Origin of the sequence: Micromonospora pallida, assembly GCF_900090325.1 — a bacterium.
In the GTDB taxonomy this organism is placed as follows: Bacteria; Actinomycetota; Actinomycetes; order Mycobacteriales; family Micromonosporaceae; genus Micromonospora; species Micromonospora pallida.
In genome coordinates, this window is sequence record NZ_FMHW01000002.1 from 7,042,818 (window position 1) to 7,066,235 (window position 23,418).

At 73.6% G+C, this 23,418-nt stretch carries 20 protein-coding genes; 14 read left to right on the forward strand and 6 right to left on the reverse strand.

What is annotated here, in order from left to right; genetic code table 11:
• Nucleotides 1–109: 109 nt before the first annotated feature.
• The 6 genes from GA0074692_RS30235 to GA0074692_RS30260 all read left to right on the forward strand — a co-directional run bounded on the left by GA0074692_RS30235 (nt 110) and on the right by GA0074692_RS30260 (nt 10,534).
• Entirely contained in the window at nt 110–3,601 is a 3,492-nt protein-coding gene (locus GA0074692_RS30235; RefSeq protein ID WP_091650776.1) for an ATP-dependent helicase, read from the forward strand.
• Entirely contained in the window at nt 3,598–7,020 is a 3,423-nt protein-coding gene (locus GA0074692_RS30240; RefSeq protein ID WP_091650778.1) for an ATP-dependent helicase, read from the forward strand. The genes GA0074692_RS30235 and GA0074692_RS30240 overlap by 4 nt, the downstream gene beginning before the upstream one ends.
• 198 nt (nt 7,021–7,218) lie before the next feature.
• On the forward strand, nt 7,219–7,422 hold the full coding sequence (locus GA0074692_RS30245; RefSeq protein ID WP_088982211.1) for a cold-shock protein: 204 nt from the start codon (nt 7,219–7,221) through the stop codon (nt 7,420–7,422).
• Between the two features lie 203 nt (nt 7,423–7,625).
• On the forward strand, nt 7,626–8,984 hold the full coding sequence (locus GA0074692_RS30250) for a DEAD/DEAH box helicase (protein ID WP_141725444.1): 1,359 nt from the start codon (nt 7,626–7,628) through the stop codon (nt 8,982–8,984).
• Between the two features lie 830 nt (nt 8,985–9,814).
• Nucleotides 9,815–10,114 (forward strand): MerR family transcriptional regulator, encoded by a 300-nt coding sequence (locus GA0074692_RS30255; RefSeq protein WP_091650781.1) that lies wholly within the window; start codon nt 9,815–9,817, stop codon nt 10,112–10,114.
• A 93-nt stretch (nt 10,115–10,207) separates the two neighbouring features.
• Entirely contained in the window at nt 10,208–10,534 is a 327-nt protein-coding gene (locus GA0074692_RS30260) for a hypothetical protein (protein WP_141725445.1), read from the forward strand.
• Nucleotides 10,535–10,679: 145 nt separating this feature from the next.
• On the opposite strand, the gene GA0074692_RS30265 is transcribed toward GA0074692_RS30260, so the two are convergent.
• Entirely contained in the window at nt 10,680–11,228 is a 549-nt protein-coding gene (locus GA0074692_RS30265; RefSeq protein WP_091650788.1) for a hypothetical protein, read from the reverse strand.
• A 447-nt stretch (nt 11,229–11,675) separates the two neighbouring features.
• Between GA0074692_RS30265 and GA0074692_RS30270 the strand changes: the two genes are divergently transcribed.
• Complete coding sequence (locus tag GA0074692_RS30270; protein ID WP_091650790.1) at nt 11,676–11,873, forward strand: hypothetical protein; 198 nt, start codon at nt 11,676–11,678, stop codon at nt 11,871–11,873.
• A gap of 67 nt (nt 11,874–11,940) precedes the next feature.
• Here the strand turns inward: GA0074692_RS30270 and GA0074692_RS30275 are convergent, their stop codons facing one another.
• Complete coding sequence (locus GA0074692_RS30275) at nt 11,941–12,372, reverse strand: RrF2 family transcriptional regulator (protein ID WP_091650793.1); 432 nt, start codon at nt 12,370–12,372, stop codon at nt 11,941–11,943.
• Between the two features lie 220 nt (nt 12,373–12,592).
• On the opposite strand from GA0074692_RS30275, the gene GA0074692_RS30280 reads away from it, so the two are divergent.
• Genes GA0074692_RS30280 through nudC form a run of 3 tightly spaced genes read left to right on the forward strand, consistent with a single transcriptional unit; the run spans nt 12,593 to nt 16,217 of the window.
• Nucleotides 12,593–13,903 (forward strand): M16 family metallopeptidase, encoded by a 1,311-nt coding sequence (locus GA0074692_RS30280; protein WP_091650795.1) that lies wholly within the window; start codon nt 12,593–12,595, stop codon nt 13,901–13,903.
• Nucleotides 13,900–15,237 carry a M16 family metallopeptidase gene (locus GA0074692_RS30285; protein WP_091650798.1) on the forward strand — a complete coding sequence of 446 codons (1,338 nt, stop codon included), beginning with the start codon at nt 13,900–13,902 and terminating at the stop codon, nt 15,235–15,237. Before GA0074692_RS30280 ends, GA0074692_RS30285 begins: the two co-directional genes overlap by 4 nt.
• On the forward strand, nt 15,234–16,217 hold the full coding sequence (gene nudC, locus GA0074692_RS30290) for an NAD(+) diphosphatase (protein WP_091650803.1): 984 nt from the start codon (nt 15,234–15,236) through the stop codon (nt 16,215–16,217). The genes GA0074692_RS30285 and nudC overlap by 4 nt, the downstream gene beginning before the upstream one ends.
• A 109-nt stretch (nt 16,218–16,326) precedes the next feature.
• Here nudC and GA0074692_RS30295 read toward each other — a convergent pair whose 3' ends face one another.
• The 3 genes from GA0074692_RS30295 to GA0074692_RS30305 form a co-directional block, all read right to left on the reverse strand.
• A complete protein-coding gene (locus GA0074692_RS30295) occupies nt 16,327–16,602 on the reverse strand; it encodes a hypothetical protein (RefSeq protein WP_091650806.1) in 276 nt (91 codons plus the stop codon).
• Between the two features lie 244 nt (nt 16,603–16,846).
• A complete protein-coding gene (locus tag GA0074692_RS30300; RefSeq protein ID WP_091650808.1) occupies nt 16,847–17,077 on the reverse strand; it encodes a DUF397 domain-containing protein in 231 nt (76 codons plus the stop codon).
• Nucleotides 17,078–17,148: 71 nt separating this feature from the next.
• Entirely contained in the window at nt 17,149–18,114 is a 966-nt protein-coding gene (locus GA0074692_RS30305) for a helix-turn-helix domain-containing protein (RefSeq protein WP_091650811.1), read from the reverse strand.
• A gap of 207 nt (nt 18,115–18,321) precedes the next feature.
• Between GA0074692_RS30305 and GA0074692_RS30310 the strand changes: the two genes are divergently transcribed.
• A complete protein-coding gene (locus GA0074692_RS30310; protein WP_091650813.1) occupies nt 18,322–19,629 on the forward strand; it encodes an MFS transporter in 1,308 nt (435 codons plus the stop codon).
• A 93-nt stretch (nt 19,630–19,722) separates the two neighbouring features.
• Here the strand turns inward: GA0074692_RS30310 and GA0074692_RS30315 are convergent, their stop codons facing one another.
• Nucleotides 19,723–19,968 carry a mycoredoxin gene (locus GA0074692_RS30315; RefSeq protein WP_091650817.1) on the reverse strand — a complete coding sequence of 82 codons (246 nt, stop codon included), beginning with the start codon at nt 19,966–19,968 and terminating at the stop codon, nt 19,723–19,725.
• 91 nt (nt 19,969–20,059) lie between these two features.
• Here GA0074692_RS30315 and GA0074692_RS30320 point away from each other — a divergent pair, with 91 nt between their 5' ends.
• From GA0074692_RS30320 to GA0074692_RS30330, 3 genes are all read left to right on the forward strand, one after another.
• Nucleotides 20,060–22,222 (forward strand): ATP-dependent DNA helicase UvrD2, encoded by a 2,163-nt coding sequence (locus tag GA0074692_RS30320; RefSeq protein WP_091650822.1) that lies wholly within the window; start codon nt 20,060–20,062, stop codon nt 22,220–22,222.
• 126 nt (nt 22,223–22,348) lie between these two features.
• A complete protein-coding gene (locus GA0074692_RS30325; RefSeq protein WP_091654321.1) occupies nt 22,349–22,603 on the forward strand; it encodes a hypothetical protein in 255 nt (84 codons plus the stop codon).
• Nucleotides 22,604–22,734: 131 nt separating this feature from the next.
• Nucleotides 22,735–23,100, forward strand: a complete 366-nt coding sequence (locus GA0074692_RS30330; protein ID WP_091650825.1) for a WhiB family transcriptional regulator — start codon at nt 22,735–22,737, stop codon at nt 23,098–23,100.
• Nucleotides 23,101–23,418: the final 318 nt, after the last annotated feature.

The window sequence follows — 23,418 nt, forward strand, 5'->3', positions numbered from 1 at the left end:
AAGGGGGCAGGTGGGACCGGCAGGGCGGCAGGTGGGACCGGCGGGGCGGCAGGTGGGGACGGCGGGATGGTGAGGAGAAGGTGTCGGGGCCGCGTGGTGTGATGGTCGGATGCAGACGTACCGGTTGGTGCGCCGGTCCGAGGGGCTGACCTGCGGGGACGGTCCGTCCCCGGCACCGGCGGGGTGGCGGGAGGACGCCCGGCAGGCGGAGGTGGTCGCCCACACCGACGGGCCGATGCTGGTGCTCGGCGGGCCCGGCACCGGCAAGACCAGCACCCTGGTCGAGGCGGTCGCCGCGCGGGTCGCCGAGGGGGTGGACCCGGAACGGGTGCTGGTGCTCACCTTCGGCCGCCGGACCGCCACCACGCTGCGCCACCGGATCGAGGCCCGGGTCGCCGCCGGCAACCGCGTGGTCCGCGAGCCGCTGGTGCGGACCTTTCCGGCGTACGCCTTCGGCCTGCTGCGCCGGGCCGCCGCCGAGCGCGGCGAGCCGTCCCCCCGACTGCTCACCGGCCCGGAGCAGGATCTGATCATCCGGGAGCTGCTCGACGCGGTGGGGGAGGACCCCGAGGACGACCCGGTGGGCTGGCCGGTGGACCTGTGGCCGGCGCTGCGCACCCGGGCGTTCGCGGGGCAGCTACGTGACCTGCTGATGCGGGCCGCCGAGCGTGGGGTGGGACCGGTCGAGCTGGCCCGGCTGGGCGAACGGCTGGGCCGCGCCGACTGGCCCGCCGCCGCGCGCTTCCTCCGGGAGTACGTCTCGGTGCTCGCGCTCCGCGACGTCAGCAACCGGGGCTCGGTCGCGTACGACCCGGCCGAGCTGGTCCGGGCCGCCACCGGACTGCTGCTGGACGACCCGGAGCTGCTGGCGGCGGAGCGGCGCCGGCTGGCGCACGTCTACGTCGACGAGCTGGCCGACACCGACCCGGCCCAGCTCGAGCTGCTCGCTGTGGTGGCCGGGGGTGGCAAGTCCCTGGTGGCCTTCGGTGACCCGGACTCCTCCACGTACGCCTTCCGGGGCGCGGACCCGGCCGGGGTGACGGACTTCCCGCACCGGTTCCGGACCGCCTCCGGGGCACCGGCGGCGCAGGTGGTGCTGACCACCTCGTACCGGGCGGGGCCGGAGTTGCTGGCGGCGGCGGGCCGGCTGGCCCGGCGACTGCGCGGCCCGGTCACCCACCGGCAGTTGGCGCCGCTGCCCGACGCGCCGTCCGGCACGGTCGAGGTCCGCACCTTTCGCTCGGCGACCAGCGAGTCGGCCTACCTGGCCCACACGCTGCGCGCGGCGCACCTGCTCGACGGGGTGCCCTGGTCCCGGATGGCGGTGTTGGTCCGGTCGACCACCCTCCAGTTGCCCACCCTGCGCCGGGCGCTGCACACCGCCGGGGTACCGACCGTGGTGCACGGCGAGGACCTGCCGCTGCACCTGCAACCGGCGGTGGCCCCGCTGCTGCTCCTGTTGCGCTGCGCCCTGGAACCGGAACGGCTGGACGAGGAGGCGGCCGTCGCGCTGCTGCACTCCCCGCTGGGCGGGGCCGACCCGCTGGCCGAGCGGCGGCTGCGCCAGGGGTTGCGGGCCCTCGCGCAGGCCGCCGGGGACCGCCGTCCCTCCGGCGAGCTGCTCGTCGAGACGCTGCACGACCCGGACGGGCTGGCCGGCGTCGAGCGGCGCTGGGCCGAACCGGCCCAGGCGGTGGCCCGGTTGCTCGTCACCGCCCGGGATACGGCGGCCCGGCCGGGGGCCACCGTCGAGGACGTGCTCTGGGCGGTGTGGGCCGGTAGCGGCCTGGCCGAGCGTTGGTCGGCGGCGATTCAGGGACGGGCCGACAGCGGGGAGGGGGAGAGCGCCCGGCGGTGGCGGGCCGACGCGGCCGACCGGGACCTCGACGCCGTCCTGGTGCTCTTCGACGCGGCGGCCCGGTTCGTCGACCGGCTGCCCGGCGCGCGGACCGAGGTCTTCCTGGACCACGTGCTCGGGCAGGACCTCCCCGCCGACACCATCGCGCCGGCCGCCGACCGGGGCGATGCCGTCCGGCTGCTCACCGCGCACGCCGCCAAGGGGCTGGAGTGGGACGTGGTGGCGGTGGCCGGGGTGCAGGAGGGGATCTGGCCGGACCTGCGGCTGCGGGGCAGCCTGCTCGGCTCCGAGCGGCTGGTGGACGTACTCGCCGGCCGGGGCGAGGGCGCGGGCACGGCCGCCGTGCTCGCCGGGCAGACCTCCGCGCTGCTCGACGAGGAGCGGCGGCTCTGCTACGTGGCGGTCACCCGGGCCCGGCACCGGCTGCTGGTCAGCGCGGTCTCCTCCGCCTCGGTGGGGGGCGACGACCACGAGGAGCAGCCGAGCCGTTTCCTGTACGAACTCGCCGCCGAACCACCGAGGGACGACGGCGGAACCGGTCGCGGACCGGTGCCGTCACCGGGGGACAGCGGTGGTCCGGTCGGCAGTGGCCCGGCCGGCGGTGTTCCGGCCGCCGACACCCCGGCCGGCGGCGTTCCGGACGGCGGCGCGCGGGACGGCACCGGCCCGGACGGGCCGGACCGGGGCGACGGCGGTGTGGACCCGACCGGCGGGCGGGCCGGGGAGCTGCCGGTCGGTCGGCCACCCCGGGCGTTGACCCTGCCCGCCCTGGTCGCGGAGCTGCGTACCGCGGTGGCCGACCCGGCGGCACCGGTGGCCCGGCGGCACGCCGCGGCGGCGGAACTGGCCCGGCTCGCCGCCGCCGGGGTACCCGGCGCACACCCGGACGACTGGTGGGGGCTGCGCGGCCTCTCCGACGACCGGCCGCTGGTCGACGACGGCGAACCGGTGCGGGTCACCCCGTCGGCCATGGAGAGCGCGTTGCGGTGCAGCCTGCGCTGGCTGCTGGAACGGCACGGCGGCAGCGGACCGCCCAGCACCGCGCAGAGCGTGGGCAACCTGGTGCACGCCGCCGCGATGCTCGCCGAGAACGCCAGCGTCGACCGCACCGCGCTGCTGGAGTACGTCACCGCGCGGTTCGACGCGATCGAGCTGGCCGCCCGCTGGATGGCCGGTCCGGAGCAGGCCCGTGCCGAGGGCATGGTGGACAAGCTGCTCCGCTGGCTGGCCGTGAACCCGCGTCGGCTGCTCGCCATCGAGCACGAGTTCGCCGTCCGGCTGGACGACCCGCACCGGCCGGTCGACCTGGTGGGCCGGGTGGACCGGCTGGAGGTCGACGCGGACGGCCGGCTGGTGGTGGTCGACCTGAAGACCGGCCGGTCCACCGCCGTCGCCGCCGAGCTGGCCGAGCACCCGCAGCTCGGCGCGTACCAGGCGGCGGTGGAGGCGGGGGCGTTCGCCGAGCACGGTGAGGAGTCCGGCGGAGCGGCCCTGGTGCAGCTCGGCACCGGGTCCAAGGAGGCACGGGAGCAGGGCCAGGCGCCGGTGGGCCAGGGGCCGGAGGCTGGCTGGGCGACCGCGCTGGTCCGGCGCACCGCCGATACGATGGCCGCCGCCACCTTTGCCGCCGTCGCCAACTCGAAGTGCCGGGTCTGCCCGGTACGCACGAGCTGTCCGGTTTCCGGCAAGGGGCGCCAGGTCGTCGAACCGCCGACCGTCGGTCCTCCTCCGGAGAAATCTTGACCCAGCCCGCGCTGTTCGGTACCAGCCCCGCGCCGTCGCCCCGGGTCGCCGACGCCGGCCCCCGGTACACGCCGGTGGAGCTGGCCCGGCTGCTCCGGCTGCCGGTCGCACCGACCCGGGAGCAGGCGGCGATCATCGCCGCGCCGGTGGAACCGCTGCTGGTGGTGGCGGGCGCGGGCTCGGGCAAGACCGAGACGATGGCCGCCCGGGTGGTCTGGCTGGTGGCCAACTCGTACGTCCGGCCCGAGCAGATCCTCGGGCTGACCTTCACCCGGAAGGCGGCCGGTGAGCTGGCCCACCGGGTACGGACCCGGCTCGACCAGTTGATCCGCCAGCTCGGACGGCCGGGGCGCGACCCGCTCGACGACCCGTTCGCCGGGGAACCGACGGTGGCCACCTACCACTCGTACGCGGCCCGGATCGTCACCGAGCACGGGCTGCGCTCCGGCTACGAGCCGGCCACCCGGCTGCTCACCGAGGCGTCCCGCTGGCAGATGGTGGACCTGCTGGTACGCAACCACGACGGGGACCTGTCCGAACTCCAGCGGACGCCGAGCACGGTCACCGACGCGGTGCTGGCGCTCGCCGCCGAGCTGGACGAGCACCTGGTCGACCCGGACGACCTGGCCGCCTGGACCGGCCGGTTCTTCGCCGACGTCCAGTCCCGCCCCGGCAAGGTCTACGCCGACGTGCGCAAGGCGCTCACCGGGCAGCAGAACCGGCTGCGACTGCTCCCGCTGGTGCGGGCGTACGCCCAGCGCAAGGCCGACTTCGAGGCGATGGACTTCGCCGACCAGTTGGCCCGCGCCGCCCGGGTGGCCCGGGACCACCCGGAGGTCGGCCGGATCGAACGGAACCGGTTCCGGGTGGTGCTCCTCGACGAGTACCAGGACACCAGTCACGCCCAGGTGGTGCTGCTGAACTCGCTCTTCGGCGGCGGCCACCCGGTCACCGCGGTCGGCGACCCGTGCCAGTCGATCTACGGCTGGCGGGGGGCGAGCGCCGGCACCCTGGAGCGTTTCCCGGCCGGGTTCGCCCGCGCCGACGGGGAGCCGGCCCGGGTGCTCGGGCTGACCACGAGCTGGCGGAACCGGCCCGAGATCCTCGGCGTGGCCAACGCGCTCGCCACCCCGCTGCGGGCCGCCGGGGCGCGGGTGCCGGAGCTGCGCGCCGCGTCGACCGTTGCCGACCCGATCCCGCACCGCACCCCGGGTGGCACGGCCGGCGGAACCGTGCACTGCGCGCTGCTGCCCACGTACGTCGACGAGGCGGAGTGGATCGCGGAGAGCGTCCTCGCCGCCTGGCGTGGCGCGGCCCGGATGCCCGGCGCGCTGGCCGAGCACATCCCGGTGCCGGACCGTCCCACCACCGCCGTGCTGGTCCGGGTACGCAGCCAGATCCCGGCGATCGAGTCGGCGCTGCGCGCCCGGGGCCTGCCGGTCGAGGTGGTCGGTCTGGGCGGGTTGCTGGACACCCCGGAGGTCCGGGACGTGGTGTGCACGCTGCGGGTGCTCGCCGACCCGACCGACGGGGCGGCGCTGCTGCGCCTGCTCACCGGGGCGCGCTGGCGGATCGGCCCCCGGGACCTGGTGGCCCTGCACCGGCGGGCCCGGCAGCTCGCCGCCGCCCGGCGGGAGCTGGCCGGCGCGGCGTCCACCCGGTCCGACCCGGAGATAGGGGACGCGCTGGACGAGGCGACGCTGGTCGAGGCGCTGGCCGACCTCGGTCCGGCGCAGGCGTACTCGGCGGAGGGGTACGCGCGGCTGAAGGCGTACGCCTTGGAGTTGGCCCTGCTCCGCTACCGGCTGGACCAGTCCCTGCCCGAGCTGGTCGCGGACGTGGAGCGGACCACCGGCCTGGACGTGGAGGTCGCCGTCCGGGCCGGCCGGGACGGCACCGGTGACGCCGGCCTGGCCCGGGGGCACCTGGACGCCCTCGGGGACGTGGCGGCCCGGTTCAGCGGGGAGACGCCGGGGGCGACCCTCGCCGGCTTCCTGGCCTTCCTCGCCGCCGCTGAGGACGAGGAACGCGGGCTCACCCCGGGCGAGGTCGAGGTGGTCGAGGGCGCGGTGCAGGTGCTCACCGCGCACGCCGCCAAGGGGCTGGAGTGGGACGTGGTAGCGGTGGCCGGGCTGACCCGGGGCGCCTGGCCGGGGCAGGTCCGTAGCTCCGACCACTACCTGGGCGGGCTGGGGGTGCTGCCGTTCCCGCTGCGCGGGGACGCCGACGGTCTGCCCGACCTGGCCCTGGCCGAGGCGGCCGACCAGCGTGCGGTGGCCCGGGCGCTGGCCGACTTCACCGACGCCTGGCGGGCGCACGACGAGCGGGAGGAACGGCGGTTGGCGTACGTGGCGGTGACCCGTCCGCGCCGGCTGCTGCTCTGCTCCGGCTACTGGTGGGGGGAGGGGACGAAACGGCCCCGGGGCCCGTCGGTCTTCCTGCGTGAGGTGCACGACGCCTGCCTGGACGGCGGGGAGGGGCACGTGGTCGACGCGTGGGCACCCGAGCCGGCCGGGGACGCGGTCAACCCGACCACCGAGGTGGTGCTCCGCGCCGAGTGGCCGGCCGACCCGCTGGGCGTCCGTCGTCCGGTGCTCGCCGAGGCGGCGGCCCTGGTCCGGCGGCTGCTGGCCGCCGACGACCCGGCCGACGCCACTGCGGCGCTCGGCGACGACCCCCAGGTGGACGAACCGGCCGGGGTGGACGATCCGGAGGTGGCCCGCTGGCGGCGGGAGACCGACCTGCTGCTCGCCGAGCGGGCGGAGGCGCTGCGCGGGGCGGGGACGGTCGAGGTGACGCTGCCGGAGCACCTGTCGGTCTCCCAGCTCGTCGCGTTGCGCCGTGACCCGGAGGCGCTGGCCCGTACGCTGCGCCGTCCGCTGCCCACCCCACCCAGCCCGTACGCCCGCCGGGGCACCGCCTTCCATACCTGGCTGGAGCAGCGGTTCGGGGTCGACCGGCTGCTCGACGTGGACGAGCTGCCCGGCGCGGCGGACGCCGACGCTGCCCCGGACGCCGAGCTGCTCGCCCTCCAGGAGCGCTTCCTGGCCGGCGAGTGGGCCGACCGGGTGCCGCTGGAGGTGGAGGTGCCGTTCGCCACGGTCGTCGCCGGGGTGGTGATCCGGGGCCGGATGGACGCGGTCTTCACCCGCCCCGGCGGGCGGTACGACGTGGTCGACTGGAAGACCGGCCGGCAACCGGCCGGGGCGGAGGCCGACGCGGCGGCGGTGCAGCTCGCGGTCTACCGACTGGCCTGGGCGGAGCTGGCCGGCGTGCCGGTGGAGCAGGTCGGCGCGGCGTTCCACTACGTCCGGGACGGGGTGACCGTCCGTCCGGCGGACCTGCTGGATGTGGCGGGGCTTACCGCCCTGGTAGTTGGATTGTCGGAGGAACCTGGTGCCGGCGAGACGGATCCGTGATAGCTTGACGATGTTGCAGTTTTGGTTACCAGAGACTCTGTGTGCGCCTGGTGAATTGTGGCCCCAGGCGCTCTTTGTTGTGTCCGGAGTTCTCCGGGCGGGGCGACCAGCAGCGACAGGCGAGCCGTGCAAGCGGTGCGCCACTCATCGAGTCCGCAACAGGTGCGGGCACGACGTTCCGTCAAGGAGACGAAACACATGGCAATTGGCACCGTCAAGTGGTTCAACGCTGACAAGGGCTTCGGCTTCATCACCCCGGATGGCGGCGGTCCCGACGTCTTCGCCCACTTCTCGGCGATCCAGTCCTCCGGCTACCGGAGCCTGGACGAGAACCAGCGGGTCGAGTTCGAGGTGACCCAGGGTCAGAAGGGCCCGCAGGCGGAGAACATCCGCCCGCTCTGATCCTCCAGGATCCCAGCGCCACCCACCGCACCCTCCGGGCGCGGTGACGCGGCCGGTCCGCAGCGATTCGCGTGGACCGGCCGCGTACCCCTTCGGTTCGTGCTTGTGATCACCGCTGCGCGCCTGACCATCGGCCGCGCCGGTGACAGCGCTGCCTACCGGCGCCCTTCCTCGACACGTGCCGCGTCGAGGAAGGCTTCCCCATGACCACCATCATTCCGTCGTTCGCCGAAACCGGCCTGCGGCCGGAACTGCTCGCCGCGCTCGTCGCACAGGGCATCGACCGGCCGTTCCCGATCCAGGCGGCCACACTGCCCGACTCGCTCGCCGGTCGGGACGTGCTCGGGCGAGGTCGTACCGGCTCCGGTAAGACCCTCGCCTTCGGGCTGCCGACGCTGCACCGTACCGCCGGCCACCGGGCCCGGCCGGGCCGGCCGAGGGCGCTTGTCCTGGTACCGACCCGGGAGCTGGCCCAGCAGGTCACCACCGCGCTCATGCCGTACGCGACCGCGCTCGGCCTGCGCTGCGCGACCGTGGTCGGCGGGCTGTCCCTGCAGCGTCAGGCGGACGCCCTGCGGGCCGGGGCCGAGGTGGTCGTGGCGACCCCGGGCCGGCTGCACGACCTGATCGACCGGGGTGACGTCCGGTTGGGCGAGGTGCGGACCACCGTTCTCGACGAGGCCGACCGGATGGCCGACATGGGCTTCCTGCCGCAGGTCACGAAGCTGCTGGAGCAGGTCGCCCCGGACGGTCAGCGGATGCTCTTCTCCGCCACTCTCGACGGCGGTGTGGACCGGCTGGTCCGCCGCTTCCTGACCAACCCGGTCACGCACTCGGTCGACCCCGGCACCGCCACGGTGACCGCGATGACCCACCACGTGCTGCACGTCGACCTGGACGACAAACCCGCCGCCATCGCCCGCATCGCGGCCCGCGAGGGCCGCACCATCCTGTTCATGGGTACGAAGCACCGCGCCGACCGGGTCGCCCGGCAACTGCTCGCCCGGGGGGTCCGTGCGGCCGCGCTGCACGGCGGCAAATCGCAGCCGCAGCGCACCCGGATTCTTGAGCAGTTCAAGACCGGGGCGGTGACCGCGCTGGTCGCCACCGACGTGGCGGCCCGGGGCATCCACGTGGACGGTCTCGACCTGGTGGTGAACGTGGACCCGCCGACCGAGGCGAAGGACTACCTGCACCGGGGCGGGCGTACCGCGCGGGCCGGGGAGTCCGGCACGGTGGTCACCCTGGTGCTGCCGGAGCAGCGCCGGGACGTCGCGAAGCTGATGAACGTGGCCGGCATCAAACCGCACGTCGTCGCGGTGCGTCCTGGCGACGAGGCGCTGACCCGGGTGACCGGCGCCCGGGAGCCCTCCGGTGTCCCGGTCACCATCCCGGTGCCGGCCGCCACCCCGGCCTCCGTCAAGTCCGGCGCGGCGTCCACGTCGGGTACGGCTGCCAGGTCCGGCGCAGGCTCCGCCCTCGGTGCGGCATCGGCCGGCGGCCGCAGCCCGCACCGCTCCTCGGGCCGTTCCCGCCGCCCCCGCCGCCCCCGCGCCTCCTGACCACCCACCCCACCAAGGTTGATCAAGAGGTTTGTGTCATGGCCCTCTGGCTGACGCAAATCTCTTGATCAACAAGCGGCGCTGCCGGGCGCCGGCGGTCAGCCGCCGCATCACCGGCTGGTTGGCGTACGCCAGGGGCGTCATCTGTAGCTTGACGGCTGCTACCAGCCGTCGAGACATCCGTCGATGCGATGCTGAAAGCAGGGGCGGCCACCGAGAGAATCTAGGTCCAAACCACTAGACATCCTCGGTAGGTCCGGGTAGCGTTCCTGTCGTTGGCAGCAGGGACTATCAAAGACGCAGACGAAGTGGGCCGAGCGTTACGCAGCGCCGCGGATACATCTCGTGGCCCGCTCGGCATGGCGGTGGAAGTGCTCATCACCGCACGCAGTAAGGCACGTGGAAATGGAAAGTCAAGACCCTGACGTAGTTCCAGGTCAGGGCAAGCAGGCGGGCCGATGCTGGTTCAGGGCTCGCCTGGCAGGACAGTCCGCCGCACGTGGACGGGGCCATGAAGTCGCGTGGGCTCCGACATCGGCGGGCAGCACCAAAAGCACCACAGAAATCGGAAGCAGAGGAAAGGGAGGGCCTGAACACCGTTGGATCGCCCGTCTTCAGAATGCACTTCCACTCTGGAGCGGACACCGCAGTTTCCATCGAACGAGAGGTGGTCTCCGGTCACGCTTATGCGATCCTCGCACCCCACGCCGCCGACGGCGGCAGGTGCGGATACGACAACCCGACAAACCTGTCGGTAGATGGTGTTTTTGACCCGTAACCCCGGGCCCCGGTGCTTCCGCGCCGGGGCCCTCGTCATGGAGAGGTAATGCATGGCTCAACCCGACGACATGTTCGGTGACGACGACTACCCCGCCTACACGATGGGCCGCGCCGCGGAGATCACCGGCGCGTCGCAGGACTTTCTGCGTCGTCTCGACGAGGCGAAGCTGATCACTCCGTCCCGGTCGTCCGGCGGCCACCGCCGCTACTCCCGTCACCAACTGCGCCTTGCCGCGCGGGCCCGGGAGATGGTCGACCAAGGTACCGCCCTGGAAGCCGCCTGCCGGATCATTCTTCTCGAAGACCAGCTCGAAGAAGCCCTCCGGCACAACCAGAACAACCAGCGCTGACGGCAAGCGGGCGCTGCCTGATTCCATCGCCTTACGGTCCCTCCCCACCAGAGGGACCGTTTGTCGCTCAATCTTCCCGGGTAGATCGGTGGGATGACTTCGGAAGAGGAGACGTCCTGCCGGCGACGGACTGCCGCGGCCCTGCACGGCACCGCAGAGCAGTTGGAAGTGGCCGAAACCATTCTGCACCGTAGCGCCGAGGAAGTACCGAACCCGACCACCACCACGCGACTGCACGCCCTCGGCGACGAGGTGACCGCGCAGGCACAGGCCATCGACCGGCGCGCGGACCTGCTCGTGCAGCCAGGCGTCAAGCACAGCGGAGCCCGGGGAACCGCAGAACGTGGCACTCGCGAACTCGATGACGAGCCGAATCGGGTCGTGACCGGGGAGAACGTCGTGCACCGCCCCGCCGAGTAGGTCCAAGGTCGCCACGTCCATTCACCGCCGCGCCCGGTCCTGGGTGCGCCAAGCCATCCCCTGACAGGGCTGAACTCGCCGCCGCCAGCGCCGACTTCCGCTAGTGGTGAGGATCGCCGCCCCGCACGTTGATCGAGGATTTGCGTCATCGTCCAGCCTTCTGGGCGACCCGAGCCTCTTGATCAACCAGCCGGTTCCGGGGGATGTGCTGGTGCAGGACGGTGAATCCGTAGGCGCAGGCTGCCGGTGTGGCGACGAGGCCGAGCACCGCGACGAGCACGGCCGGTCGTCCCGCGTTGGCCAGGAGAAGCTGCGTCGGCCCCTGGAGCGCCGCCGTGGCGCAGCCGGTCCAGGTCAGCGTCCACAGCACGGCTGGCGAGAACGGAGCACGTCCGGCGAGGTGCGGCGCCGCCGCCCCGATCAGCGTCAGCAGTCCGGTGGCCGTGAGTACCGCGCGCGGTGCGATCGCGTCCATGCCGGCGGGGCCGTGTGCACCGGGCCCGGCGATGCCCCAGTAGCACATGGCCAGACCGAAGGGGAGCACCGCGACGCCCGCCAGTTGGGCCCACCACTGTCGGGGAGGTCGCGGTGGATCGGTCAGCAGCCACCCCCAGCGCTGCGTGACGTGCAACACGAGTAGCGCCGCGAGCGCGAGTGCGAGGACCCCGAAGCCGCCGTAGACCAGGGCGAACACCCAGCCCTCGAGGTTTCCCTCGTGGCCGGACGAGACCGTTCCCTCGGTCGCCGCCTGGACCAGCGTTCCGAGCGGAAGCCCGACGAGGACACGAACGCCGCCACCAGGGTGCGCAAGGTGGTCAACGTCTGTCTGTGCGGTGCGACACAGACGGTCGTCCGTCGGGACCGCTGGGGAGGCGCCGGGGTGGGGCGTCCGGGCCGGATGGTTTCGGCTCGGTCACTGTCGCTCGCGCCGTCGCGCCGATGTCGGATGCGGACGGTAGTTTCCCTCACGTCGGCCGTCGAGCGCCGTGCTGAGTCGGGGATCAGCAAGGGGAGCGTCGGGTGGCCGACAGCACCGATCAGTCGGGGGGCTGATGGTGAGGTTGGGGGGAGCGGGTCGGTGGGGACCGACCCGCGTCGGATCCGGGCTGATGGGGATCGGTCCGTGTCAGGAGGAGTGACGATGGGGGTTCACGCTGGGGCGGTCCGCGAACTGCTGGTGGTGCTCGTGGTGGCCGGAACCGGCCTGCTGCTCGCGTTGCTGGCGGCGTTCGGTCCCTGGCATCCCGGGGCGGCCGACCGGCACCCGGCCGTGGTGGTCGAGTTGCACAGCCCGGTCCGGTCGGTGGGCACGGGGGGTGTCGCCGACAACGCGGGCTGACCGACGGCGCCACGCCAGGCAGCCGCCCGGCTGGCCGGCGTGACCCGTCAGGGGCGGCCGGCGGCGGTCACCAGTGGGCCGGGTCGGCGGGGCGGTGTTCGGGGGTGAGCAGGTCGGCGAGGGTGATCCGGTCGACGACCTGCTCGACCGCCCCGTGTACGGCGAGCCAGACGTCCCGAAGCCCGGTCGCCACCCCCTGGTAGCCGGCGCTTCCGGCGGGCAGGCCGCGTACGGTGGTCAGGGTGCCGCCGACGGCGCGCAGCACGTCGCCGACGGTGATCTGGTCGGCGGGCCGGCTCAGGCTGTAGCCGCCTTCCGTGCCCCGGTGGCTGACCAGCAGGTCGGCCCGGCGCAGGTCGAGCAGGATTCCGTGCAGCACGCTGAGCGGGATCTGTTGGACCTCCGCCAGGGTGGCGGCCTTGACCAACTCGCCTCCGCCGGTGTCGGCGATGGCGAGCAGGGCCCGGAGGGCGTAGTCGGCGCGGGCGGAGACGTGCACGTCAGGCGCCCGCCTGGTCGAGGGGGTGCCGTCTCATCCCGCCATCCAATCCTCAGTATTCCTACTTGATAGGTAGGAAGAGTGGACTAGGAAGTGGATGGCGTCAAGCGCCAGTCGGGGTTTCGGGCGGACTTGCCTTCGGGCCGGCTGCCCCTGTCACCGCCGCCATGTTGAACACCGCGTCCCGCGCGGGAAGGCCCCGACGCGCTAGGGTCGACGCGTGGCGGCGCGGAGATCCAGAATTCCAGCGACGAAGTACCCGGTGGAGCGCTTCACCCTCGACAACGGACTGCGGGTGGTGCTGACACCCGACCGCAGCGCCCCGGTGGTCGGGGTCGCGGTCGTCTACGACGTCGGCATCCGCTCCGAACCGGAGGGGCGCACCGGCTTCGCCCACCTCTTCGAGCACCTGATGTTCCAGGGCTCGGAGAACCTGGAGAAGCTGGCCCACTTCCGGCACGTGCAGGGCGCCGGAGGCACCTTCAACGGCTCCACCCACCTGGACTACACCGACTACTACGAGTACCTCCCGGCGAACGCGCTGGAACGCGCGCTCTTCCTGGAGGCCGACCGGATGCGCGGTCCCCGGCTGACCGAAGAGAACCTGCGCAACCAGGTCGACGTGGTCAAGGAGGAGATCCGGGTCAACGTGCTCAACCGCCCGTACGGCGGCTTCCCCTGGCTGACCCTGTCGCCGGTGGTCTTCGACACCTACCCCAACGCGCACGACGGGTACGGCTCCTTCGACGACCTGGAGTCGGCGACGGTGGACGAGGCGGTCGACTTCTTCCAGCGCTACTACGCCAGCGGCAACGCCGTCCTGGCGGTCAGCGGGGACCTCGACGTGGCCGAGGCCACCGCGCTGGTCGAGCGGCACTTCGGCGACGTGCCGGCCCGGCCCGCCCCGGACCGGCCCGACTTCGGTGAACCCGACCTGACCGTCGAGCGGCGCAGCGCGTACACCGACAAGCTGGCCCCGATGCCGGCGGTGGCGAGCGCCTGGCGGGTGCCCGACCCGATCACCGATGTCGCCGGCTACCTGGCGTACGTGGTGCTCGCCGAGGTGCTCACCGACGGCGACGCGTCCCGGCTGGTCGAGCGGTTGGTGCAACGGGACCGGACGGTCACCAGCATCGGTGGGTACCTCGGCTTCATGGGCGACCCGTTCGACGTCCGGGATCCCACCGTCCTGGTGCTCCAGCACCACCTGCCGCCCGGCGGCGACGTGGACAAGGTCCTGCGTACCGTCGACGAGGAACTGGACCGGCTGGCCAGCGACGGGCTCACCGAGGGCGAGCTGGCCCGGACCCAGGCCCGGATGGCGACCCACCTGCTGCGCGACACCGACGCGGTGCTCGGCCGGGCGCTGCGGATGGCGGTCCTGGAACAGCAGCGCGGCGAGCCCGGCCTGCTCAACGACCTGCCCCGGCTCGTCGGCGAGGTCACCGAGGAGCAGGTCCGCACCGCTGCCGCCACCCTGCGGCCCGAACGCCGCGCGTCGATCGAGGTCATTCCCGGAGGTGCCCGGTGACGACGGAGACCACGACCCGGACGCTGCCGCCGCTCGGCCCGGTACGCCGGCTGAAGCTGCCCCGTCAGGTCGAGCGGACGCTCGACAACGGGCTCACCGTCATCGTGGTGCGCCGACCGGCGGTGCCCCTGGTGGAACTGCGGCTCGGGGTGCCGTTCGGCCGTGCCCACCTGGCCCGGGGCACCCTGCTCGCGCAGACCCTGCTCGCCGGCACGGCGGCGATGTCCAGCAACCGGATCGCCGCCGAGTTGCAGGCGGTCGGCGGCGGGCTCTCCGCCGGGGTCGACCCGGATCGGCTGATGGTCTCCGGGTTCGGCCTGGTCACCGGCCTGGACCGGATGCTGGAGATCCTCGCCGACGTGCTGACCGGGGCGACGTTCCCTGCCGACGAGGTGGCCACCGAGCGGGCGCACACGGTCGACCGGATCGAGATGGCGCAGAGCCAGCCGGCGCACCTGGCCCGGGTCGCGCTGCTGAGGCGGATCTACGGCCGCCACCCGTACGCGGTGCAGACCCCCGAGCCGGATCAGCTCCGCGCGGTCCGGCCGGCGGCGCTGCGCCGGCTGCACGCCGAACGGGTGCACCCGCAGGGCGCGGTGCTGGTGCTGGTCGGTGACGTGCAGCCGGAACGGGCGCTGGACGCCGCCGAGCGGGCCCTCGCCGGTTGGCGGGGGGACGGCCAGCCGGTCGAGCTGCCGTCGACGCCGCCGCTGGAGCCGGGGCCGCTCCGGCTGGTGGACCGGCCCGGCTCGGTGCAGTCGTCGCTGCGGGTCGCGTTGCCGGCGGTCCCCCGCACCCACCCGGACCACGCCGCCCTGCAACTGGCCAACCTGGTCTTCGGCGGCTACTTCTCGTCCCGCTGGGTGGAGAACATCCGCGAGGACAAGGGCTACACGTACGGGCCGCACTCGGTGGTGGAGCACTCGGCCGCTGGTTCGGTGCTGGTCGCCAGCGCCGACGTGGCCACCGAGGTGACCGGGCCGGCCCTGCTGGAGACGGTCTACGAACTGGGTCGGCTCGCCTCGCTCCCGCCCGGGGAGGAGGAGCTGGAACAGGCCCGCCGGTACGCGCTGGGCAGCCTCCAGCTCGGCATGGCGACCCAGGCCGGCCTTGCCTCGCTGACCAGCGCGTACGCCGGAAGCGGACTGCGCCTGGACTTCCTCGCCGAGCACGCCGCCCGGTTGGCGAAGGCGACCGCCGACGACGTCGCCGAGGCGGCGGCCCGCTACCTCGCCCCCGCCCAGGCGGTCACCGTCGTGCTCGGCGACGCCGAGCGGATCGCGCCGGGGCTGGCGGTGCTCGGCCCGGTGGAGACAGCGCCGGCCTCGACATGACCCGTACCGGGGGAGCCGGGGCCGGTCCGGCGTTGCCGCCGCTCGCCCGGGCGGTCCTGGACCGGGCGGCCCACCGGCGTACCGAACCGGACTGGCTGGCCGGGGCTTGGCGGCGAGGTCGGGTGCTGGTGGTGGACACCACCAGCGCCGGCGGCCGGACCCTGGTGACCACGGACGGCGACCCGCCCGCGCTGCGGTTGCTCGACCCCGGGCAGGTGCCGGACGCGCCGCCGATGTTCCTCGGCGTCGGCGCGGACGGGGTGCCGATCTTCGCGGTGGACGCGGCCCTGCCCACGGTCCCCGGCACCCGGGGGGCGTCCCTGCGGGACGTCGGGCACCTGCTCGACGACCGGGACGCCGGCCTGTTCATCACGGCGATCGCGCTGGCCAACTGGCACGTGCGGCACGGCTTCTCGGCAGTGACCGGTGAGCCGACCGTCCCGGACGAGGGCGGCTGGTCCCGGATAGACGCGCAGGGCGACCGGGTCTGGCCGCGGACCGATCCGGCGATGATCGTGCTGGTGCACGACGGGGTGTCCGGCCCGGCCGGCCGCTGCCTGCTCGGTAACAACGCGACCTGGCCGGCGACCCCCGGCGGGCGCCGCTTCTCCTGCCTCGCCGGCTACGTCGAGCCGGGCGAGTCGGCGGAGGCCGCTGTCGCCCGCGAGGTCACCGAGGAGGTCGGTCTCACCGTCTCCGGGATCCGGTACGCCGGCAGCCAGCCCTGGCCGTTCCCCGGTTCGCTGATGCTGGGCTTCCTGGCCGCCGCCGACCCGGCACAGCCACTGCGCCTCGACCCGGCCGAGATCGCCCACGCCCGCTGGTTCTCCCGCCGGGAGATCGCCGAGGCGGTCGCCGGTGGTGCGGTGGACGTGGGGGACGGGTCGCGCCTGGTGCTGCCGCCGCCGTTGTCGATCGCGCACTTCCTGGTCGGACACTGGCTGGACGCGGCCACCGGAGAGGCTCGTCTTGGCCCGTGACCGTCGTTGCCGCGACGGTCACGGGCCAAGAACTGGCACCGTCGGGGTCGGTGGTGGCGTGGAGCACGGCGGGGGAGCGCCGTCCGGCCGCGACGGGCGTCGGTGCGGTCTAGGTGGTGGTGCGGCCCCGACGGGCGGGGCGGGTGGCGCGGGACGCGACGACTGGCAGCACCTTGACCCGTTGCCGGCCGGCGCGGACCCGGCCCACCGAGGCGAGCGCCCGGGCCAGCCGCAGGGCGGCGTCCCGGTCGTCGGCGTGCAGGACCTGGCGGCGCGGTTCGGGCGTGGTGGTCTCGTCGCGGAGCCGGCCGCCGGAGGACCAGGCGGCAGCGAGGTCGGCGTCGTCTGCGGTACGGATGTCGGTCCGGACGATCAGGAACCGCATGGGTGTCTCCCGATGCACTGACGGAGTCGTGGTGCGGACGGGGTGCGAGCGTGAGGTGGAACTTTCACGTGAACTCTCGCCGTCATGTTACGCCGACGTTGCGTCCCGGCAAGGGAAACACCGCCCTTGACGCGCGTACCGACTGATCGGCGGATGTCGCTCTGGCCCGCCGGTCGGTCCGGGGCAGACGCCAGGGCCGCCGGTCCGTGACGGATACCGGCGGCCCTGTGACTTTCGACGGTTGTCAGGCGAGATCGAACTCCCCGTTGCGGGCGCCGGTCAGGAAGTTCCGCCACTGCTCCCGACGGAACAGCAGCACCGGCCCACCGCGGTCCTTGCTGTCCCGCAGGGCCACGGCGGCCGGTAGCGGGGCGACCTCGACGCAGTTGGAGAGCTGGCTCCGTGTGCTGGTGCGCCACGCGGCGCCGGTGAGCTCGTCGGTGCCGACGGAGAGGGGGTTGGGGACGTGGTTCATGGCTTTGGCTCCTGCTCGTGTGCTCCGATGGGACGAGTGGTCGGGCCGGCTCCGGTACGGCGGAGCCCCGGTCACCGCCCCGTCAGTCGCCCGGAGACGCCGCGACGTTGGGCCGGTGCCGGTGGCGACCCGTACGCCGCCGTGGGCGGTGCCGCCGTCTCGGTCGTTCGTCCGGCCATCTCGGTCAGCCAGTCGAGGGAATCCGATGGGGAGCGCGCCGCCGCGCTTAGCCACTCGAAGACCATTTTATAGCGATTCAGGGCATTTGCGTCATGTGACACGACGTCGGTGAAGCCCCCTTCGATCGCCAGCGCCTCCGGGTCCGCCGGGTCCGGGAAGCGGTAGAGCGAGAAGGCGGTCGGGGGGAGGTACCAGTCGCCGATGGTGGCGTCGCGGGGGAGCACCAGGATCGTCACGTTCGGACACGCGGCCAGCTCGCAGAGCTGGCCGAGCTGCTCCCGGATCACCTCCGGCGGTCCGGCCCGCCGGCCCAGGGCCCCCTCCTCGAGCACCGCCGTGTAGCGGGGCGCGTCGGTCGGCCGCAACAGCGCCTGCCGGGCCAGTCGCGCGTCCACCTCGGTCTCGATGCCCTGCGGGTCGGCGTCCTCGTCGGTCAGCCGGGTCGAGGCGATCCGGACCCGGGCGTACGCGGCGGTCTGGAGCAGGCCCGGCACCAGGACCGGGTTGTACTCGCGGATCTCCGCGCAGCCCGCCTCCAACTCGGCGTAGCTGCGCTGCTGCTCGGTCATCGCCCCGTACGACTTCAGCCAGGCCCGGATGTCCCCCGCCTCCCGGGTGATGGCGGTCAGCTCCGCGCGGGTCTCGTCGTCCGCGCCGTACAGGTCGAGCAGGGCGAGAATGTCCTTCGGATCAGGCCGGCTGCGGCCGTTCTCCAGGCGGGAGAGCTTGGACGCCGAGGCCCAGCCAACCCGCTCGATGACCTGTTCCCCGGTGAGGCTGGACGCCTCACGCAGGCTGCGTAGTTCGGTGCCGAGCCGGCGTCGTCGCAGGATCGGGCTGGGTACGGCAGGAGGCACGTCGACCTCTTCTCCGTCGGGCCGTCGCGGACGCGACGGTAACTGTATGAGACTGGCCCCCCACGGTCAGTATGGCCGTCGCGCCCCCGACCCGACGTCCCGCGACCGGCGTGTCTCGAAAAGGAGACGTCGGTACGACTCCGCCCGCCCCCGCGACCCGGTCCGGATCCCCTGACCGGCCCCCCACCCTCCTGCGGAAGGATCCCGATGCACACCGTCCTGCGCCGCCCCGACTTCCGACTGCTCTTCGGTGCCCTGTTGGCGAGCATGACCGCCGAGTCGATCCTGGTGCTCGCCCTGGCGATCTGGGTGAAGGACCTGACCGGGTCCGACCGGATGGCCGCCTCGGTGATCTTCTCGGTGGTCGCGCCGAGGATCCTCGCCCCGCTGGTGGGCTGGGTCGTCGACCGGTACCGCCGCCGCCCCTCCTTCGTCGCCGCGAACGTGGTCACCGCCGCGTTGCTCACCCCGCTGCTGACCGTCCGGGACTCCGGCGACGTGTGGATCGTCTACCTGGTCGGCGCGTTCTACGGCCTGTCGTCCATCGCGCTCGGCGCGGCGCTCAGCGGGCTGCTGCGTACCCTGCTCCCGCTCGACCTGCTGGCCGAGGCGAACGCGGCCATGCAGACCGTACGCCAGAGCCTGCGGCTGGGCGGTCCGCTGGTCGGGGCGGCGCTCTACGCCGCCGTCGGCGGCTGGGCGCTCACCGTCATCGGCGTCACCGGCTTCGTCACCGCCGCCGCCGTGGCGGGCCTGCTCCGGGTGGTCGAGCCCACCCGTCCGCAGCGGCTGGCGCGCAGCCTGACCGAACTGGGGGCCGGGCTGCGTCACCTCGGCGCCGAGCCGCTGCTGCGGCGGGCCCTGCTCGGGTACGGGGTGGCCGCGCTGGTGATCGGGTTCAGCGAGGCACTGCTCTTCGCCTACGTCGAACACGGGCTGGGTCGGCCGCCCGCCTTCGTGGGCGTCCTGTTCAGCGTGCAGGGGGTGGGTGGACTGGCCGGCGCGCTGCTCTCCCCGGCCGTGGTACGCCGCTTCGGCGAGGTCGGCGCGCTCGCCGCCGGGGTGGGGCTGTTCGGGACGGCGGCGCTCACCCTGGCGTACCCGGGTCTGTGGCTCGCCGTGGCGGCGTTGCTGCTGGCCGGCCTGTCGCTCCCGCTGAGCTGGGTCGGACTGCACACGCTGGTGCAGCGGCGGACCGAACCCGGGCTGATCGGTCGGGCGACCGCCGCGACGGACGCGCTGGTCAGCGGACCGCAGGCGATCTCCATCGGCACCGGAGCGGTGTTGGTGGCGGTGCTCGACTACCGGCTGCTCTTCGCCCTCGTCGGCGTGGTGATGCTGGCCGCCGCGGCGTACCTGTGGCGGGCCCGGCGGCTCGCCCCGGCACCGGCCGGATCGGTCCCGGCCGGGCCGGTGATCCCCGCTCCGCGTCGTCCGCTGTCCGGGCCGCGCCGCGCCCGGTCCGCCACCCGCGTCGAGCACGAGGTCGTCGTCCCGACCCGGCAGGACGGCTGACGACCACCTGACCGGCGCGCGGACCCGTCGGGATCGCCGACGGTGCCGACCGGTCGGCGCGGGGCGGGCCCACCGCCGCCCCGCGCCGGTGCGTCAGGCGTCGGCCAGGCTCGCGAGGTGCTGCTTGACCTGGTTGATCGAGGGGTTGGTGAGGGCGGAGCCGTCGGTGAAGCGGAGCGTCGGCACCGTCTGGTTGCCGCCGTTGACCTTCATGACGAACTCGGCCGCCGCCGTGTCCTGCTCGATGTCCACCACCTGGTACGCGATGCCCTCCCGGTCGAGCTGCGACTTCAGCCGGTGGCAGTAGCCGCACCACGGCGTGGAATACATCGTCAACATCAGTCAGAACCTCCATCGGGCCAGGGTCGGGCGGCTTCGCCCGCCAGGGTATCGGCTGTAACGCCCGGCGCGGCTGGGATGATTCCTCGTTGTGGGCGTGCACTCAGCGGCGGAACAGGTGCTGGCCGGGCTCGACCCCGAGCAGCGGACGGCGGTGACCGCGCCCGCCGGGCCGGTCTGCGTCCTGGCCGGCGCGGGCACCGGGAAGACCCGCGCGGTCACCTCCCGGATCGCCCACCGGGCGCTGACCGGGGCGATCTCGCCCCGGCACGTGCTCGCGGTGACCTTCACCGCGCGGGCCGCCGCCGAGATGCGTGCCCGGCTGACCGCGCTGGGCGTCGCCGGGGTGCAGGCACGCACCTTCCACGCCGCCGCGCTGCGCCAGATGCGCTACTTCGCCCCCCGCCTGCTGCACGGCCGGGAACTGCCCGAACTGCTGGACAGCAAGGTCCGGCTGGTCACCATGGCCGCCACCCGGGCCGGGCTGCGGACCGACCGGGCCGCCGCCCGCGACCTGGCCGGCGAGATCGAGTGGGCCAAGTCGTCCCTGGTTGAACCGGGCGAGTACGTCGTCGCCGCGGCCAAGGCGCAGCGCGAGACCCCGCACGAGCCGGCGAAGGTGGCCGAGGTCTTCACCGCGTACGAGACGGTCAAGCGGGCCAACGGCGTGATCGACTTCGAGGACCTGCTCCGGGCCGCCGTCTGGGGGATCGAGGAGCATCCGGACGTCGCCGAGCAGATCCGGGCCCAGTACCGGCACTTCGTGGTCGACGAGTACCAGGACGTCAACCCGTTGCAGCAGCGACTGCTGGACGCCTGGCTCGGCGGGCGGGACGACCTCACCGTGGTCGGGGACGCCAGCCAGACCATCTACTCGTTCACCGGCGCGACCTCGGCGTACCTGGTGGACTTCCCGCGTCGGCACCGGGGGGCGGTGGTGGTCCGGCTGGTCCGCGACTACCGCTCCACCCCGCAGGTGGTGGGGCTGGCCAACGCGGTGATCGCCCAGGCGCGCGGCACCGAGGCCCGGCTCCGGCTGGAACTGGTCGGGCAGCGTCCCACCGGCCCCGAGCCGGAGCTGCGGATCTTCACCGACGAGCCGGCTGAGGCGGCGGCGGTCGCCGCGCGCTGCCGGCAGCTCGTCGCCGCCGGCACCCCGGCCCGGGAGATCGCCGTGCTGTTCCGCACCAACGCGCAGTCCGAGGCGTACGAGGAGGCGCTCACCGAGGTCGGGGTCCCGTACGTGGTGCAGGGCGCGGAACGTTTCTTCGAGCGGGTCGAGGTACGCCAGGCGATGGTGGCGCTGCGCGCCGCCACCCGGTCGATCCCGGGCGAGACGCCGCTGCCGGCCGCCGTGGTCGAGGCGCTCGCCGGCGTCGGCTGGGCACCGGACACGCCCCCGGCCGGCGGCGCGGCCCGGGAACGGTGGGAGGCGCTCGCCGCGCTGGTCCAGCTCGCCGAGGAGTACGCGGCGACCCCGCCGGTGCTGCCCATCGGCGAGGCGGCGACGGTGGAACGGCCGGTCACCCTCACCGACTTCACCGAGGAACTGCACCGGCGGGCCGCCCAGCAGCACGTGCCCACCGTCGAGGGGGTCACCCTGGCCTCGCTGCACTCGGCCAAGGGGCTGGAGTGGGACGCCGTCTTCCTGGTCGGGCTCGCCGAGGGCACCCTGCCGACCGGGTACGCCAAGACCGCCGAGCAGGTGGAGGAGGAGCGGCGGCTGCTCTACGTCGGGATCACCCGGGCCCGTCAGTCGCTCTGGTTGTCGTACGCCTCGGCGCGCTCGCCGGGTGGGCGGAACCGGCGTCCCTCGCGCTTCCTGCCGCAGCTCGACCGCTCAGGTGGCACCGAACGGGCCGGCGGCGGCGGTACGGTCCGGCGCGGCGAGCGCCGCCGGAACCTGGTGGTCTCCTGCCGGATCTGCGGGGCGACGCTGCTCGCCGGGGCGGACCGTAAGCTCGGCCGCTGTCCGACCTGTCCGTCCGACGTGGACGAGGAGCTGCTGGAACGGCTCCGGGACTGGCGGCAGCGGGTGGCCGGGACGCAGCGGGTGCCGGCGTACGTGGTCTTCACCGACGCGACCCTGACCGCGCTGGCCGAGCGGCGGCCGGAGCGCCCCGAGGAGTTGATAGCCATTGCCGGTATCGGCCCCCGCAAGCTGGGCCTATACGGCGAATCCGTGCTGGCCCTGGTGGGTGGTGCGACGGTCGACGCGGTCTGCCCGGAAGAAAGTTTGGAAAACCCGTCGTAATTCGTTTGCCCTCGCCCCAGGAGGCGGCATAGCCTCAGGACACACCTCGCGCGCGGCCCATCGTGGCTGCTCACGGGGGATGAACCGAGTCGATTAACGAGCGAACACATGGAGGAGGTGGCACCGATGGAGAGCTTCGTCTACGAGCGCCCGGCGGCGCTGCCCGCCGTCCTCGCTCCGCTGTCGGCTGCCTGGGCCGCCCTGACCGTTGGGCTCCCAGTTCCGCAGGCGCACCAGACCCAGGATCAGGCCGAGCTGGTCCTGACCGTCGCGCCGAATGGAATTGAGGGGATCAGTGGCTTCACGGGCAAGGGTGTCGAAACCGCCATGAAGCGGCGGCTGGACGTCCGCGGTGTTCCACCTCGAGGGAGACCGGTCTGATCATCAGACCACCGGCTCACCTCGAGGCCGCGGAACCCGCTACCGGGATCCGCGGCCTCAGTTTTTTGTCCCGCCGAAGAACGTCGGAAACGCGATCCACGAGATCGAAGTGAGAGAGAGGTGACCGGGCGATGAGTCTGGCGTTGGCCCCGTTCGACGCGAACGTCGAGCTGGAGGCGAACCTGCCCTGCCGGAAGTTCGACCCCGACCTGTGGTTCTCCGACTCGCCCACCGAGCTGGAAGTGGCCAAGTCGCTCTGCGGGGACTGCCCGCTGCGCGTCGAGTGCCTCGCCGGCGCGGCGGAGCGGGCCGAGCCGTGGGGTGTCTGGGGCGGCGAAATCTTCGAGCGTGGCGCGGTCGTCCCGCGCAAGCGGCCCCGTGGTCGCCCGCGCAAGGAGGACGTCGCCCGGGACGCCGCGCTCCGGGTCGAGGCCGAGGCGCGACTGGCGGCCACCGGGCTGGCCACGTCCCGCAACACGGTCCGGCTGGCGGCCTGACATGAACCCGATCCGCGCTCGCGCCGGTGTCGCACCGGCCAGCAAATTGATCAACCCGAACGTCCGTTACGGAGTTACTGAGATGCAACTACTTCAAGAAGCGTTGTCCCGGGCTCGAATGCGTCGGCCTCAGGCCGGTCGTACCACCACGAGCACTGAGGCAACCCGATCCGCCCGTACCGTCGCCATGGCCAGCCGTCAGCGATCGGCCCGCGAGTTGGGCGTTCTGTAACCACCATGAACCGCGGGGGCGGTCGGGCCGGTGCCGGCCCGACCGCCCCCGCGTGGCGTTCCGCCCCCGCTGGCGCGAAGCCGGGG

What these genes read in the sequence shown, in the direction of transcription:
- GA0074692_RS30310 (WP_091650813.1), top strand. Translation starts at nt 18,322, where the DNA reads ATGCACACCGTCCTGCGCCGCCCCGACTTCCGACTGCTCTTCGGTGCC.
- GA0074692_RS30260 (WP_141725445.1), top strand. Translation starts at nt 10,208, where the DNA reads ATGACTTCGGAAGAGGAGACGTCCTGCCGGCGACGGACTGCCGCGGCC.
- GA0074692_RS30255 (WP_091650781.1), top strand. Translation starts at nt 9,815, where the DNA reads ATGGCTCAACCCGACGACATGTTCGGTGACGACGACTACCCCGCCTAC.
- GA0074692_RS30330 (WP_091650825.1), top strand. Translation starts at nt 22,735, where the DNA reads ATGAGTCTGGCGTTGGCCCCGTTCGACGCGAACGTCGAGCTGGAGGCG.
- GA0074692_RS30245 (WP_088982211.1), top strand. Translation starts at nt 7,219, where the DNA reads ATGGCAATTGGCACCGTCAAGTGGTTCAACGCTGACAAGGGCTTCGGC.
- nudC (WP_091650803.1), top strand. Translation starts at nt 15,234, where the DNA reads ATGACCCGTACCGGGGGAGCCGGGGCCGGTCCGGCGTTGCCGCCGCTC.
- GA0074692_RS30315 (WP_091650817.1), bottom strand. Translation starts at nt 19,968, where the DNA reads ATGTTGACGATGTATTCCACGCCGTGGTGCGGCTACTGCCACCGGCTG.
- GA0074692_RS30325 (WP_091654321.1), top strand. Translation starts at nt 22,349, where the DNA reads ATGGAGAGCTTCGTCTACGAGCGCCCGGCGGCGCTGCCCGCCGTCCTC.
- GA0074692_RS30270 (WP_091650790.1), top strand. Translation starts at nt 11,676, where the DNA reads ATGGGGGTTCACGCTGGGGCGGTCCGCGAACTGCTGGTGGTGCTCGTG.
- GA0074692_RS30235 (WP_091650776.1), top strand. Translation starts at nt 110, where the DNA reads ATGCAGACGTACCGGTTGGTGCGCCGGTCCGAGGGGCTGACCTGCGGG.
- GA0074692_RS30300 (WP_091650808.1), bottom strand. Translation starts at nt 17,077, where the DNA reads ATGAACCACGTCCCCAACCCCCTCTCCGTCGGCACCGACGAGCTCACC.
- GA0074692_RS30295 (WP_091650806.1), bottom strand. Translation starts at nt 16,602, where the DNA reads ATGCGGTTCCTGATCGTCCGGACCGACATCCGTACCGCAGACGACGCC.
- GA0074692_RS30250 (WP_141725444.1), top strand. Translation starts at nt 7,626, where the DNA reads ATGACCACCATCATTCCGTCGTTCGCCGAAACCGGCCTGCGGCCGGAA.